General features: G+C 69.0%; 15 protein-coding genes and 1 pseudogene. 8 read left to right on the top strand and 8 right to left on the bottom strand.

Annotated features, from left to right (window positions below):
* Positions 1 to 24: 24 nt before the first annotated feature.
* From ACWIGU_RS37555 to ACWIGU_RS37545, 3 genes are read right to left on the bottom strand one after another with little or no spacing between them, the layout of a single operon-like run.
* Positions 25 to 876, bottom strand: a complete 852-nt coding sequence (locus tag ACWIGU_RS37555) for an aldo/keto reductase (RefSeq protein WP_454406154.1) — start codon at positions 874 to 876, stop codon at positions 25 to 27.
* 36 nt (positions 877 to 912) lie between these two features.
* On the bottom strand, positions 913 to 1941 hold the full coding sequence (locus ACWIGU_RS37550; protein ID WP_454406153.1) for a zinc-binding dehydrogenase: 1029 nt from the start codon (positions 1939 to 1941) through the stop codon (positions 913 to 915).
* A 49-nt stretch (positions 1942 to 1990) separates the two neighbouring features.
* Positions 1991 to 2968, bottom strand: coding sequence for an aldo/keto reductase (locus ACWIGU_RS37545; RefSeq protein ID WP_454406152.1), 978 nt, complete (start codon positions 2966 to 2968; stop codon positions 1991 to 1993).
* Between the two features lie 215 nt (positions 2969 to 3183).
* Here ACWIGU_RS37545 and ACWIGU_RS37540 point away from each other — a divergent pair, with 215 nt between their 5' ends.
* Positions 3184 to 4092, top strand: coding sequence for a helix-turn-helix transcriptional regulator (locus ACWIGU_RS37540; protein WP_454406151.1), 909 nt, complete (start codon positions 3184 to 3186; stop codon positions 4090 to 4092).
* Positions 4093 to 4132: 40 nt separating this feature from the next.
* On the opposite strand, the gene ACWIGU_RS37535 is transcribed toward ACWIGU_RS37540, so the two are convergent.
* Both ACWIGU_RS37535 and ACWIGU_RS37530 read right to left on the bottom strand, forming a co-directional pair.
* On the bottom strand, positions 4133 to 4951 hold the full coding sequence (locus ACWIGU_RS37535; RefSeq protein WP_454406150.1) for a GntR family transcriptional regulator: 819 nt from the start codon (positions 4949 to 4951) through the stop codon (positions 4133 to 4135).
* A 25-nt stretch (positions 4952 to 4976) separates the two neighbouring features.
* A complete protein-coding gene (locus ACWIGU_RS37530; RefSeq protein WP_454406149.1) occupies positions 4977 to 5390 on the bottom strand; it encodes a hypothetical protein in 414 nt (137 codons plus the stop codon).
* Positions 5391 to 5521: 131 nt separating this feature from the next.
* Between ACWIGU_RS37530 and ACWIGU_RS37525 the strand changes: the two genes are divergently transcribed.
* The 5 genes from ACWIGU_RS37525 to ACWIGU_RS37505 all read left to right on the top strand — a co-directional run bounded on the left by ACWIGU_RS37525 (position 5522) and on the right by ACWIGU_RS37505 (position 10738).
* The gene (locus tag ACWIGU_RS37525; RefSeq protein WP_454406148.1) at positions 5522 to 5809 is read left to right on the top strand and encodes a hypothetical protein; all 288 of its coding nucleotides are present in this window, start codon (positions 5522 to 5524) and stop codon (positions 5807 to 5809) included.
* Between the two features lie 395 nt (positions 5810 to 6204).
* Positions 6205 to 7728 (top strand): restriction endonuclease, encoded by a 1524-nt coding sequence (locus ACWIGU_RS37520; protein ID WP_454406147.1) that lies wholly within the window; start codon positions 6205 to 6207, stop codon positions 7726 to 7728.
* Between the two features lie 814 nt (positions 7729 to 8542).
* Positions 8543 to 9640, top strand: a complete 1098-nt coding sequence (locus tag ACWIGU_RS37515; protein WP_454406145.1) for a baeRF2 domain-containing protein — start codon at positions 8543 to 8545, stop codon at positions 9638 to 9640.
* Between the two features lie 215 nt (positions 9641 to 9855).
* Entirely contained in the window at positions 9856 to 10104 is a 249-nt protein-coding gene (locus ACWIGU_RS37510; RefSeq protein WP_454406144.1) for a hypothetical protein, read from the top strand.
* A complete protein-coding gene (locus tag ACWIGU_RS37505; RefSeq protein ID WP_454406143.1) occupies positions 10094 to 10738 on the top strand; it encodes a protein-L-isoaspartate(D-aspartate) O-methyltransferase in 645 nt (214 codons plus the stop codon). Before ACWIGU_RS37510 ends, ACWIGU_RS37505 begins: the two co-directional genes overlap by 11 nt.
* 5 nt (positions 10739 to 10743) lie before the next feature.
* Here ACWIGU_RS37505 and ACWIGU_RS37500 read toward each other — a convergent pair whose 3' ends face one another.
* Entirely contained in the window at positions 10744 to 11196 is a 453-nt protein-coding gene (locus tag ACWIGU_RS37500) for a YbhB/YbcL family Raf kinase inhibitor-like protein (RefSeq protein ID WP_454406142.1), read from the bottom strand.
* A gap of 111 nt (positions 11197 to 11307) precedes the next feature.
* Between ACWIGU_RS37500 and ACWIGU_RS37495 the strand changes: the two genes are divergently transcribed.
* Positions 11308 to 11868, top strand: a complete 561-nt coding sequence (locus ACWIGU_RS37495) for a nucleoside-triphosphatase (protein ID WP_454406141.1) — start codon at positions 11308 to 11310, stop codon at positions 11866 to 11868.
* A 230-nt stretch (positions 11869 to 12098) separates the two neighbouring features.
* Here ACWIGU_RS37495 and ACWIGU_RS37490 read toward each other — a convergent pair whose 3' ends face one another.
* Positions 12099 to 12533, bottom strand: a complete 435-nt coding sequence (locus ACWIGU_RS37490; protein ID WP_454406189.1) for a HEAT repeat domain-containing protein — start codon at positions 12531 to 12533, stop codon at positions 12099 to 12101.
* 5 nt (positions 12534 to 12538) lie between these two features.
* Positions 12539 to 13791: pseudogene (locus tag ACWIGU_RS37485) on the bottom strand (IS256 family transposase).
* Positions 13792 to 14112: 321 nt separating this feature from the next.
* Here ACWIGU_RS37485 and ACWIGU_RS37480 point away from each other — a divergent pair.
* Positions 14113 to 14379, top strand: a complete 267-nt coding sequence (locus tag ACWIGU_RS37480) for a hypothetical protein (protein ID WP_454406140.1) — start codon at positions 14113 to 14115, stop codon at positions 14377 to 14379.
* Positions 14380 to 14461 lie beyond the last annotated feature (82 nt).

Raw genomic sequence — 14461 nt, 5'->3', positions numbered from 1 at the left:
GCGCGCGCCGTCGTGGCGCGGCGGTCATGCGTCGAGGCGGCGCTCGGCGAGCCAGGTGACGATCTCGGGGTCGTGGTGGTCGAAGAACAGCGAGCTGCCGGTGTCCAGGGTGGCGATCCGGGCCATCTGCTCGTCGGTGAGTTCGAAGTCGAAGACATGGATGTTCTCCGCCATGCGCTCGGCGCGCACCGACTTGGGGATGGCGACGACGCCGCGCTGGATCAGCCAGCGCAGCACGACCTGCGCGACCGACTTGCCGTACTCCTTGCCGGTCTCGGCCAGGAGCGGATGGGTGAACAGGTCGTTCCTGCCCTCGGCGAAGCCTCCCCAAGACTGGATCTGCACGCCGTGCTCGCGCATCAGGGCCTGGTAGTCGGCACGCTGGAAGAACGGGTGCGTTTCGATCTGGTTGACCGCTGGGGTGATCTCATTGTTGACGATCAGGTCGAGCAGCCGGTCGGGGTAGAAGTTGGCGACACCGATCGCCTTGGCCAGGCCCTCACGGTGGAGGGCTTCCATGGCGCGCCACTGTCCGTAGACATCGCCGAAAGGCTGGTGCATGAGGTACAGGTCGAGGTGGTCCAGGCCCAGCTTGTCCAAGGACGTCTCGGCGGCACGGCGGGTGTTGTCCTCGGCCGGGGCGTCCTGGACCCACAGCTTGGTGGTGACGAACAGGTCCCCGCGGGCGATGCCGCTGGACTTGATGGCGCGGCCGACGGCTTCTTCGTTGCCGTAGGCGGCCGCGGTGTCCAGCAGGCGGTAGCCGGCGGCCAGCGCGTCGGACACGGCGCGCTCGGTGTCCTCGGCCGGTATCTGGTAGGCGCCGAATCCGAGGAGCGGCATCTCGACACCGTTGCTCAAGGTCACGTACTGCATGGGGGATGTTCCTCTGCTGAAGGTGGAGTGGGGGTGTCAGGGGGTGATGAGGGCCTTGAGGACCTGGCGGTCGGCCATGGCCCGGTAGGCGTCCGGCGTCCGGTCGAGGGCGAAGGTCTGGTCGAAGACGCGGCCGGGGGCGACGGTGCCGTCCAGGACGTCGGGCAGTAGCTGCTCGATGTAGGCGCGGGCGGGGCTGGCGCCGCCGGTCAGGGTGATGTTGCGCATGAATGCGGCGGGTCCGATCGGCCCCTGCTCGTACTGCGGGACGCCGAGGCGGCTGATGGTGCCGCCGTCCAGGGCCGCGCCCAGGGCGGTGTCGAGGGCTTGTCGGGTTCCGACGGCCTCGATCACCTTGTGGACGCCGCCGGTCAGCTCGCGGATGCGGGCGATGCCCTCCTCACCGCGCTCGGCGACGACGTCGGTGGCGCCGAACTCCCGGCCCAGGTCGGTGCGCGCTTCATGGCGGCCGGCGAGGACGATCCGGTCGGCACCGAGCCGCTTCGCGGCGATCACCGCGCACAGGCCGACCGCGCCGTCACCGACGACCAGCACCGCGTCCCCGCGGGCGACGCCGGCGGTGACCGCGCCGTGGTGGCCTGTGGTCATCACGTCCGACAGCGCCAGCAGGGACGGGAGCAGCGCGGAGTCGGCGGCCACCGGCAGCTTCACCAGCGTGCCGTCGGCATACGGGACGCGGACGGCTTCGCCCTGCCCGCCGTCGACGCCGTCGAAGCCGTACCGGCCGCCGTTGCGGCACGAGATGTGCAGGCCCTTGGCGCAGTAGTCGCAGGTGTTGTCGCTGTAGGTGAACGGGGCGACGACCAGGTCACCCGCTTTCAGCCCGGTCACGTCGGCGCCGGTCTCCTCGACGACCCCGAGGAACTCGTGCCCCATGGGACGGCCGGTGCCGGTGGCGGGCATCGACCGGTAGGGCCACAGGTCGCTGCCGCACACGCACGAGGCGACTGTGCGGACCACGGCGTCGGCCGGCTGGACGATCTTGGGGTCGGGCCGGTCCTCGACGCGGACGTCGCCGGCTCCGTACATCACTGCTGCGCGCATGAGGGGTGCTACTCCAAACGGGGGTGGGCTGTCGCGAGGGGGGGGCGGATCAGCGTTCGAGCATCTGCGCCTGCGCCTCGGTGTGTGTGTCGCCTGCGGCAGGCGGCAGGCTGCTGAGCTTGTCGAGCTGCTCGCCGGTCAGCGTGACGGTGTCGGCGGCGGTGTTCTCCTCGACGCGGCTGACGCGCTTGGTGCCGGGGATCGGGGCGATGTCGTCTCCCTGGGCGAGCAGCCAGGCCAGGGCCACCTGTGCGGGCGTGACACCGACTTCGGCGGCCACGCCCTGCACCTCGTCGGCGATCGCCAGGTTGCGCTGGAAGTTCTCGCCGGTGAAGCGGGGATTGTCGCGCCGGAAGTCGCCCTCGTCGAACTGGTCGGTGGCGCGGACGGTGCCCGTCAGGAAGCCGCGGCCCAATGGCGAGAACGGCACCAGGCCGATGTTCAGCTCCCGCAGGACGGGCAGCACGCGCTCCTCGATCCCGCGCGTCCACAGGGAGTATTCCGACTGGACCGCGGTGACCGGCTGGACGGCGTGGGCTCGGCGGATCGTGTCAGGTCCGGCCTCGGAGAGGCCGAACGCGCGTACCTTGCCCTCGGCGATCAGCTCGCGGACGGCGCCGGCGGTCTCCTCGACCGGCGTGTCCGGATCCACCCGGTGCTGGTAGTACAGGTCGATGTGATCGGTGCCCAGCCGCTTCAGGGACCCCTCGACGGCGGTACGGATGTTGGCCGGGCCGGAGTCGATGTTCCAGGCGCCGTCACCGCCGTGGGAGACCAGGCCGAACTTCGTGGCCAGCACCACCTGGTCCCGGCGCCCCTTCAGCGCCCGCCCCAGCAGTTCCTCGTTGGTGTACGGGCCATAGATCTCGGCGGTGTCGATGAGCGTGACGCCCAGCTCGAGCGCCCGGTGCACGGTCCTGATCGACTCCGCCTCGTCGGTACCGGCACCGGTGTAGCCGTGGGACATCCCCATCGCACCGAGACCGATCCGGGAAACCTCCAGGTCACGCAACTTGATGTAGCGCATTTCGCCCTCTCCGGTTCGTGGCGTCGCCCGGCACCCTCGCTCCCGCCCGGCCACGTCATGCCCGGGGTGGCTCCGGCGGTGTTCCGGGGTGTCGGCGTCTTGCTCCTTCACCTTCGCCCGGATTGCTCCGGTGTGGCAGGGCGGGGTCTTCAGGGGTAATGGCAGGGCCCCCCTCCCGGCTGCACGGCTGCTACTGAGCGGGTGAGACTGGAGTCATGGCATCCGAGAGCGCGCACAGCGAGGGCGCCGAGCTGGGCCGCTACCTGCGCGCCCGCCGCACCCAGACCAGCCCCGAACACGTCGGCCTCACCGTCGGCGCCGGCATCCGTCGCACCCCCGGCCTGCGCCGCGAGGAGCTGGCCACCCTCGCCGGCATCAGCATCGACTACTACGTACGCCTGGAACGCGGCAAGGAGACCCGCCCCAGCCCCGCCGTCCTCGACTCGCTCGCCCGCGCCCTGCACATGGACGACCAGGAACACCAGCACCTGCGCGAGCTCGCCGCCCGGGCCGCCCGCTACGTCTCCGAACCACCGCCCGCGCCCAGCCGCACCGTGCGCCCCCACCTCAAACTGCTGCTCGAATCACTGCGCCCGAATCCGGCCTATGTCATCAGCCGCAGCATGGACATGCTCGCCTGGAACCCGGGCGGCCTCGCCCTCTACGCGGGTCTCGACGACTGGCCCGTCAACCAGCGCAACCTGGCCCGCTACCTCTTCCTGCACCCCGCGGCCCGCGACCTCTTCCCCGACTGGGACCGGCAGATCACCGGATGCGTCGCCCGCCTGCGCGCCGTCGCCGGAACTGCCCCGGACGCCCCCGACCTCACCCACCTCGTCGGCGAACTCCTCCTCAAGAGCCCCGACTTCGCGGGCCTGTGGGAACGCTACGAAGTGACCGGACGCAAGCACGCGCACAAGACGTTCCAGCACCCCCAGGTCGGGACGGTCACCCTGACCTCGCAGTCCCTGCAGGTGGAAGGCACCCCCGGTCAGCGCATCGGCGTCTACACCGCCGAACCCGGCAGCCCGGACCACGACGCTCTGCTCCTGCTCGACATGACCGCACCGCGACCGGCGCAACGCGCATCGCCCGCGGCCGAATCCACCGGCCGGCAGCCGTGATCCGGCCCTCGCCGAAGCCCCCGCACCTCCGAGGTAGGAGTCAAGCCCCAGTAGAAGCCTGAGCCTGGGCAAGGCGGTTCACGGGCTTGGCCTGTCGCGGGTCTCCCGCCCTGCGTTCCGGTGCCCCGGCGAGGGTGGTCCACAAGTGGGGGTCGAAGTTCTCGTCGGGGAGTTGGGCCGCCATGTAGCGCACGCTGCGTTCGACCTTGACGCGCCACAGGCGCGCCGCCTCCTCGCCGTCGCCCTCCCGCAGCGCGTCGAAGATCAGCCCGTCCTCACGGGCGATGAGGTCGACGGCGCCGTCCGCGAAGTCCAGTCCCAGGACCGTGATGAACATCCGCAGACGCAGCGTGAGTTGCTGGAAGAAGAGGCTGGCCTGGGGCATGTCGGCGGTCCTGGCGATCATGTCCTGGAAGTGCAGATCCCCTCCCCCGATGCGGTCGTGGGCATGCTTCTTGGCAATGGCGCGCACCTCGCCCAAGGCGGCGCGAACCTGGTGGAGTTCGGATGAGTGCAACACCGCGGCCCGGCGGAACAGCAGGGTGCCGAGAGCCGAGCGGACCGCGTACAGGTCGAGGACAGTGTTGATGTCGACGTGCGGGACGGCGACTCCTCCGTCCGGCAGCGCCTCGAGCAGACCATCCGCGTCGAGCACGCGCAGTGCCCCGCGCAGGGCCCGCCGAGAGATCTCGAGCCGTCGGGCCAGCGTCACTTCCTTCACTCGCTCTCCCGAGCGCCATGTGGCGCCGAGGAGTGCGTCGAGGAGTTCTTGGACGACCGGCTCGGACATCTCCGAAGCCTCGCGCTCGGCGTCGGCGGCACCTCCGCTGATGACGTAACCGTCCTTGCGTACCCGCACCTGCCCGCTTCTTACGACGGTTGAGTCAGAAGTAGTCCGCGTCCACGCGAAGGCGTTCGAAGGTCGTCCGGGCGGGCTTGCCGTGGACGTTCACCACGTCCTCGTATTTACGCAGTCGCAGGCGCCCTTTGGGCCGAACGAAACCGGTGATCATCCGAGCCGCCTCGAACTCGGCGCTCCCACGGACGCCCCTCGACGCCTCGGCCAAAAGCCGTTCTGCCAAGTCATCTGCCGAGAAAGACTCGAGGTCCCTCCATGCGGACATCAGGCAGGCCGGGCTCACCCACTCCTGCAGGCCGGATTCGTCTCCGTCCAGGAACCGCACGTGAACGTGCCCGGATCTACCGGAATCGCCCGTACGAACGATCTCCACCTGGCGCACCGCGCCACCCAACGCCTTCGGTAGGGCTCGATATGCCCAGCGCTCCCCGATCTCCATACGTCCATTGAGCCAGGACGTCGACCTCGCCGTGTACCTCATCAGCAGATCATCAGTAATGACCGGATTCCGCGGTCCCTCCAGCACCGATCTGAGAGAAAATCTCGGCCTGTTTTCCCAGGGGGACCCACATGATCAATCAGCAGGAGCGCCTCTGCGGGCGCCCGACCCGTGCCGGCAACCCGTGCAGAATCCAGGTGTCGGGTTCGGATGTGGCATGCGGTACGCACGCCACCGAGAAGGACAAGGCCATAGCTGAGGCACATCGGCGCGGCTGGAACGAGGGCTACAAGTCCGGAAGTGAGAGCGCCGCGAGCTTCTCCGCATCGCGGATCGAACGGTCGGAACGACGGGTCAAGGAGCTTGAGGAGCAGCTGGATGACGCCCAGCGCGTGTACGAAGTAGGGGCCACCAGGTAGTAGACGTCGGCGGATGTGCCTATCGCTGGCAGGGAAGCACCCCGCTTGAGGTCGGCGATCGTGTGTTGCTGCCCGAAAACTACGCGAGCAGGTTGAAGAACGGCCCTGGCCCCACTGCGGAGTCGTGAGCAAACTCGGCACCACGTATCGCGGCCCGCTGTCGGACATCGTCAGGCGTGCAGCCGCGACAGGCGAATGAGAGCACGGAATCCCCGCCAGTAGTCCAGGGCTGAGGTTCGACCGGCGTCCGTCATGGGCAGTTCAGCGTCTGGGAAGCCTTCCGCAGTGCCCGTTGCGAGCACTGCGGAAGGCTCCACGACAACGGCGAGTTACTGAGCTGGGGGCAAGCAGTGGCGGGCGGGAATGATCCATACGCGCGGGAGCTCGCGCGACAGGTGCGCGAGCGGGAGAAGGCTCGGAAGGCCGCAGAAGCTGCTGCCAAACGTAAGGCTCGTGAAGACAAACTGGCGCACGAGACGGCTCGTGCGCAGGAGGCGGTCGACCGCACCAGTGTGGTCGAGCACGATGCCAAGCAACTCGCACAACTGCTGCGTACGTCCGTACTGGACGGGACGCCCCTGACGTTCGAGCGGTTGAGGCAGGAGTTCGTTCCCTCACCGTTCGTCCCGCCTAAAGGTCGTACCAAGGCGGCGCCGTTGCCTCGCTGGGAGGAGTACGAACCGGCACCTCCACGAGGGCTGCTCGGTGCCCTTGGTTTTGGGCGCCGGGGATACGACACGGAAGTCGAGGACGCCCGCAAGCGATTCGACCGGGCGCTCAGCGATCATGCACGCGACGAGAAGAAGCGCGCAGAGAAGCTGGCACAAGCCCGTGCGCGGCACGAGAAGGCCAGCCAGGAAGAAGCGATCCGGATAGAGGCTTGGAACACCGGTCTAGCGGAGCGTCGCGATGCCTACCGGGACCGTGACGTTGAAGCTGTGGAGTGGTTCGTCAACCAGGTCCTGGCCGCTTCCGCGTATCCGCACGGCTTCCCGAAGGCCAACCAAGTCTCGTTTCAAGCGGATACAGGCGACTTGCTGGTGGAGATAGACCTGCCGTTGGAGGAGGTGGTGCCAGCCGCCCGGGCCTACCGGTATCTAAAGACACGCGACGAGATCACTCCGGTGCCACGCCCGGAGAGGGAACGCAAGGAGTTGTACGCGGCGGTCCTGGCCCAGACGGCCTTGCGGACCGTGTACGAGCTCTTCGCCTCCGACACCGAAGGCGTGATCCAGTCCATCGCCTTGAACGGGCATGTGGCCACGATCGACCGTGCAACCGGCCGCAATGTACACCCCTGCTTGATCACGCTCCAGGCAGATCGAGCTGAGTTCAGTGAGCTGGTGCTGACCCAGGTGGACCCGCGCGCCTGCCTCAAGCGGCTGCGCTCGCTGATCTCTCCGAATCCGTACGAGCTGGAGCCTGTACGTCCGTTGGTCACCTTCGACCTGTCCAAGTTCCGCCTCATGGACGGTCTGGATGTCGTGGCGGGACTGGACAGCCGTCCCGTACTCATGGACCTGAAACCCACGGAGTTCGAGCACCTGATCCGTCAGCTGTTCGAGGCCATCGGTTTGGATAGCGTGAACACCCAGCCCTCGAAGGACGAAGGCGTGGACGCGGTGGCGATGAACACAGACCCGGTCATGAAGGGGCTCTGCATCATCCAGGCCAAGCGCACAAAGAACGTAGTCCCGTTCGAGACGGTCTCGGCCCTGGCCGGCGTAGTGGAACACAAGCGTGCGGCCAAGGGCATCTTGGTGACGACATCATGGTTCGGGCGGGCCAGCGAGGCGTTCGCCAACGAGCACGGTCGCCTCGAACTCCTCGATGGCGCCAACCTGGTCCACCTGTTCAAGGAACACATGAAACTCGACGTCATCCCTGGCCCTGTACCACCGAAACGTCGTCCTCGGTAACTGACCGCGGAGAGGCTCGGGGAGGCCAACGGGCCGCCCAGTTGATACGGCCGGACTCCCTTCTGCAGTGCAGCCAGATCGACTCACCCACCGAAGAGGCTCAACCGAACCCTCCGGTTGTCGTTGTCCACGTTGGTATCCGCCAACCTCCGCCAAGACAACCCGACCCTACCGACAGGCCTGCCGCAGCTCCAATGGATGATCCATGGCAAGGATGGGAGGCTGCGGTCCCGGGGCTGTCTCGACCGCGGTCTTGCAGGAGACGACGGCTGCGGGATCACCCCGCTGTACTCGCGGTCCAGCGCGCGATGCCCTCGAAGGCGTCAAGTGCCTTCCGGTCATGTGGACCGAACCGACTGCAGCAGTCGTGACCGAGTCCGTCGTAAAGTTGCGCCGCACCACGCGCATCGCCTGAGCGACCCGTCAGCTCATCCAACTCCGTGCATGCCGCGACGGCCCCCGGCTGGGGGACCCGTGCTGGATCCGCAGCTCACGAACGCGCCGCTCGGTCTGTCGAATACGGCCCTGAAACCGGCATTCACGTGGGACAAGGCGGCCCCCGCCACGATCTGGTGCTCCCGCAGACTGCTCCTTCATCCGGCTACGGAGCCCGGCTGCTCAGCGGCTTGCTGTCCCGGCCCGCGGCTTGGCGGTGCTGGACGGCATGGTCGCCGCCACCATGCTCACGACGGGCCGGCTGCTGCCGGCCGGCGCCTGACCGCCCCGCGTTCCACACCGCTTAGCGCTCGTCGAGCTCCATCGCCCCCAGGGCGCGCATCATTAAGGGAGGGGAGACCATCGACGAGGAGTGGCGATGAGGTTGTCCTTCCTTGAACCCCTCTACGCGGAGCCGGGCCCGTTCGCCTCCGTGTACCTGGACACCTCCCGAAACGTCGAGCATCCCGAGCAGGCGATCGCGCTGCGCTGGTGGCGGCTGCGCGAGAGTCTGTCCCGTCAGGGCTCGGAGCGGGCGCTGCTGAACGTACTGGAGGAGGTGGTCGGCGCCGACACAGAGGTACCTGGGGTGCACGGTCAGGCCATCTTCGCCGCCCACGGCACGCTCGTCCTGGACGGGGAGCTGCCCAGGCCGCCCGAGCAGGACTCCGCGCGCTACAGCACCCTGCCGGACGCGATGCCCCTGCTCACCCAGCACCTTCCGGAGATCCCCTACATGGCCGTAGTCGTCCACTACGGCGGCCTTCCGACCGCCGAGACCCACGGCTGGGTAACTCTGGAGGCGGAGACCGGCACCTGGCCCACGTCCACCGTCACCCCGGGTGAGCGGCTGCACCACAGGGTCGCCGTGGCGACCTGGCACCGCACCTCCCTCCGGCTCGGTCACCGGCTGGACGAACGGGCGCGGCGCGCCCATGCCGACGCCGTCGTGGTGGGCGGGGACGAGTGGGCGTGCAACGTACTGATCCGCCGCCTGCCGCACACCCTGCGGGACAAGGTCGTACGCGTGGGCGGCCGGACCCCCACCGACACCGGACGCGCCCTGTTGGAGCCGCAACTCGACGGCGTCTTCCACGGCCGCATGGCCGCGCACGACCGGGAACTCGTGGACACCTTCATCGGCCGGCGTGCCCTGGACGGAGCCATGACAGACGGCCTGGCCGCCACCGTCGCCGCCCTCCAGCGTGGCCAGGTCGCGGCACTGCTGCTGAACCGACCGCCAGGGTCTTCGCTGCGGCTCTGGGCGGGCTCCCAGCCCACTCAGCTCGCTCTGACCGAGGCGGAGCTGATGTCCTTCGGCGTGCGGGCCCCGCGCGAGGAACGCGCCGACGAGGCCCTCGTCCGGACCCTCGTCGGCACCGGTGCCGAGCTGGTCGTCGTAGCGGAGAGCGAGCTGAGGCTGTGCGAGGGCGTGGGCGCCCTGCTGCGGTACACCGACCCGGGGACCCTGTCGTGACACGCCGACGCGCTGTGCCTCTCCCGGATCACGGAGCGCCCCCTGCGCCCGACCGCCCCGGATCGCGCCGCGCGCGGAACATGCCGACACTGGGCTGGAGCGGCAGCGCAGCATGTGAGCGGCGGATGGGGCACATGGACAGGAGTAGGAGCGGCGCGGAGCAGACAGACGTTTCGATCACTCCGCCCAAGACCTGGCCGGTAGGCGTGCCGGCGGTGGCCAGCCCGCCGCGGTACTCCCTGGAGCAGACGACCGTCCGCCGTACGACGCTGGCACTGCTCGACCTCAACCAGACCAAGGGCTTCGACTACCCGGGCTGCGCCTGGCCGGAACCGGACCCCGTTCGCCGGCACCGCGACGAGTACTGCGACGGCAGGCACGATCACGCCGCACGGCTTCCGGAACGCACCACGACCGGAGCTACGGGCGCCACCGCCACGGCGCCGCGGTCCGATGGCCCCTGAAGGGACCCCCGAGGACCTGGTCCGCGCGACCCACGCCGTGGGCGTGACCGACGCCCGTCTCCTGGAGGCCGTACGGAGCATCCCCCGGGCGGAGTTCGTCCCCGCGGACGAGGTGGCATCCGCGTACCGGGACACGCCCGTTCCGCTCCCTCATGGGCAGGTGACCACCCAGCCCTCGCTGATCGCGATGATGGTCTCCGCTCTCGGCCTCACGGGAGACGAACAGGTCCTGGAGGTCGGGACCGGATACGGCTGGCAGACCGCGCTGCTGGCCCGCTTGGCCGCGTACGTCGTCAGTGTCGAGCGCTGGCCCGACCTGGTCGACGAGGCCCGCCTGCGGCTGGCCGGGCAGGGCGTCGGCAATGCCGAGGTCGTCCTCGGCGACGGGACCCTCGGGATCCCGACCCGTGCCCCGTACGACGCCGTCATCGTCTGCGCGGCCTTCCCGCCAGTGCCTGAGCCGCTCGTGGATCAGCTCCGCACCGGTGGCCGGCTGGTCCAGCCGATCGGGCAGGGCGGGCAGGAGCGTGTCGAGCTGTACGAGCTACGGGCCCACAGCCTGGTGCACCGCAGGACGGTCACCGCGGCCCGGTTCGTGCGGCTGTACGGCGCCCATGGCTACAACCGGCGGTGACGCGCTCATCGCTGATAGGTCCCGACCACGGTGCCGGAGGCCAGCTCTCTGCCCTTCAGGGCACGGTGCACGTCCTCGGCGCCCGGGTGGTCGTGCAGCGGCAGCGGCTCGGACAGGGCGTACAGGCGGAAGAAGTACCGGTGCGGCCCGTGCCCCAGTGGAGGCATCGGCCCTCCCCAGCCCACACGGCCGAAGCCGTTGGGCCACTGCAGGCCCCCCTGGGGCTTCTGGCCCTCCGCCGCCCCGGTGGTCCCCGGATCGATACCGGTCACCAGCCAGTGCAGGAAGGTCGTCCCCGGCGCGTCCGGGTCCTCGCACAGGAGCACCAGCTCCGTGGCCTCGTGGGGCGCCCCCGACCAGGTCAGGGGCGGTGAGATGTTCTCGCCCTCCCCGCTGTACCGACGAGGGATCACCGTTTTGTCGTCGAACGCGGTGCTGCTGAGTTCAATTCCGCTCATGTGCGCCGCCATACCCGCAACGGCGGCACCGGCACCGGTCCGCACCCCAAATACCCCTGCTCGGCCGAGCCAACCCGGGCCGCCTCCGGAAGCGGGGGTGAAGATGGCAGTGTGCCGACAAGGATCCTGCTCGAGGGCCGCCCCGGCGCGGGGAAGACAACCGCCCTGCGTCGGCTCGCCGCGCTGCTGCCCACCCATGCGGCCGCCGGCTTCACCACGGAGGAGATCCGGCAATCCGGCGCCCGCGTCGGTTTCGCCCTGGAGACCCTGGCAGGCCGACGGGAAGTGCTCGCCCATGTCGACCTGCCCGGTCCGCCACGGGTAGGGAAATACGGCGTCGACCCGGGCGTCATGGAACGACTGGCGCTGCCGTCGCTTCGGCCGGCAGCAACCGAGGAGGCAAGAGGGCAGCTGGTGCTCATCGACGAGCTGGGGCGGATGGAACTGGCGTGCACGGCGTTCCGGCACGCGGTCGACGCGCTGTTCGTCGCAGAGGTCGACGTCGTCGCCACGGTCCACACGCACCGCGATCCGTTCACCGACGCCCTCAAGCGGCGCGCCGACATCGAGGTCGTCCAGCTCACTCCGGCAAACCGGGACGTCCTGCCGGGGGAGCTCGCGGTCCGGCTGCAGCAGCCCTGGACGCACGGAAGGCCTCCCGATCACGGATGAGAGAGCGGCCTGCGGCCGCTGAAAACAGAGTCGGGGCGACAGAATGTGAAGTCGCCCGGCGGCGCGCGCCCGGACGTGGCTTATTCATTGCCATCGCCGCAGCCGACCTCATCCAGCGAGACCCGCTCACGAATACCCTTCGACGAGCCGGGCCAGCGTGATCCTTCTCGCTGCTCCATAGGCAGGACGGACGACAACAGCCGCCGGAAGTCGCAAGGTTCGAGTAATAGTCAAGAGTTGTGGGTGGGACCTTCCGACGCGGTGATCTCGGCTGCCGCGAGCCGGGCCTCTTCGCGCACCTGCGGGTCGGGGTGGTGGAGGAACGGTTCGATCACCAGCCGGGCCCGCAGGTCGTGGGTGGCGCCGAGGATGTAGAGGGCGTGTTCGAGGAGTTCGCGCTCCATCGTCGGCATGGCAGTTGCCAGCGGTTCGACGAGGTCCAGGGGCAGGCGGTGGCGGTTGAAGGCCTCGCTGATCGAGTTCAGGGCGGACTCGCGGACCCTGGTCACCGGTTCGTTGACGGCTAGGCCGACCAGGCGTCCAACAACCAGGCAGGCGGTGTCCGTGTCGAGTGCGGTGCCGCGCAGCAGGTCCCCGAGGGCGTCGGCGGCGACATCCCGACGGTTCGGATCACGGTCGGTCAGCGCTTCAAGCGCCGTGATCATGTCGTTCACGCCGCCACCTCGGACCGCTCGACCAGGACGCGCCGTTCTCGAAGCGAGCGCCGGCGCGGACCAGGGACACCAGGTGGGCTCCGGTGATCGCGCGCCATCGGGTCTGGGCGGACTCGACCAGCTTGAACACCATCGCGAGCGCAGCCGCCGGGCTGCCCGCACCGCGGGTGACCTTGGTGCGGAGCTTGACCGTGGAGAAGATCGACTCGATGGGGTTGGTGGTCCGCAGGTGAATCCAGTGCTCGGCGGGGAAGTCGTAGAAGGCGAGCAGCTCGTCCCGGTCGTCGGTGATCTTCGCGACGGCCTTGGGGAACTTGGCGCCGTAGGTCTTCGCGAACGCCTCGATCGCCTTCTCGGCATGGCTGCGGTCCTCGGCGTTGTAGATCTCCTGCATCGCCTTCGTTGCCCCGGGCTGCGCGGACTTGGGCAGGCAGTTGGTGACGTTGCGGGATTTGTGAACCCGGCACCTCTGCGGCCTGGCTGCCGGGAACACCTCGGCGAGTGCCCGCCAAAGGCCCATGGCGCCGTCGCCGACCACCAGCTCGGGGTCGCGCATCCCGCGTCGGCGGCAGTCACGCAGCAGGTCGGCCCAGGACTCGGTCGACTCCCGCAGGCCCTCGGCGATCGCGATCAGCTCCTTGGTGCCGTCCAGCCGGACGCCCAGCAGGACCAGGACCCACGAGTGGGCCTGCCCGAGGCGGACCTTCGGGTGCACGCCGTCGGCCCACACGTAGACGAAGTCGCGGTCCGACAGGTCCCGGGCCTGGAAGGCAGCGTGGTCGTCGCTCCACTGCTTCGTCAGCCGGGTGACGGTAGCCGGCGACAGGCCGGCCGTGCCGCCGAGGAACTGCTCCAGGGCGGGGACGAAGTCGCCGGAGGACAGTCCGTGCAGGTAGAGCAGCGGCAAGACCTCGGAGATCTTCGGGGACTTGCGACACCACGGCGCGAGGATCTTCGAGGAGAACCGCTTGCGCTCGCCGGTCTCGTGGTCGACGCGCCGGTCGTTCACCCGCGGGGCCCTCACCTCGACCGGTCCGGCGGCGGTGACCACTGTCCGGGGCAGGTGGTGGCCGTTGCGGACCACCAGGCGGTGCCCGCGCTCGTCTGTCTCGGCCGCCAACTCGGCTATGTACTGGTTGACTTCCGCCTCCAACGCGGCGGCCAGCATCCGCCGGGCCCCCTCCCGGACGATCTCGTCGATCAGGGAGCCGGACTGTGTGGAGCCGTCGGCGGTGACTACGCTCAGCACGGGCGTGCCTTCCCGACCCGCGCTGCAACGCGGGCCCACTCGGAGACCATCAAAGGATCATTCGGGAAGGTGCGCCTTCCGCGTACCTGTCGGCACTGATCCACAGGTCTCCAGCATTGCTCCCTCACCTGTTTCTGCAGACGTGTCCATCTGCGTGACTACGGCTCCGGTCCTTGCTTGAAGATGCCGTCCATGACCACCGCGCCGGTCTGAGTCACCGGCCGGATCTGCCTCCGTTGGATCTCCTAGATCACGCGGGTCCCTGAGTGGCCAACGAGGCGGGAGACCGGACTCCGGTCGATCGGCGTCACCGGCCTCCCCATGACGGTCACGGGTACGGCCCGGAATCCGACCGCGACCACCCAGGCCGTCGAGTACGGCCAGCCGCTCTCACGCTTCCGCCGCGCCCGCCCAGACCTCGACTTCGCGGCCCCACTGCCGGCATCCGGCGGCGGCATCCAGCTGCGCCGGACGCCCCTCCTGCTCCTGCACTTGGCGGCCCTTCACGGCCCCTTCGCCCAACAACAGAACTGCTGGCAGGCTGCCTTCGTCGCAGAGTCCAGGATGCGCCGAGCAGGGACTTCTTGAAGGGCCGTCACGGAATGAGAAATTCAGTCACAGCGGAGCGATAAATTCCGGTCACATCCATTCCCGGCGACAACGGTGAAGA

The sequence above is a fragment of the Streptomyces sp. NPDC055400 genome, assembly GCF_053644375.1.
Note: the sequence above shows the minus strand (reverse complement) of the source record. Positions and strands in the feature narration are given on the sequence as shown.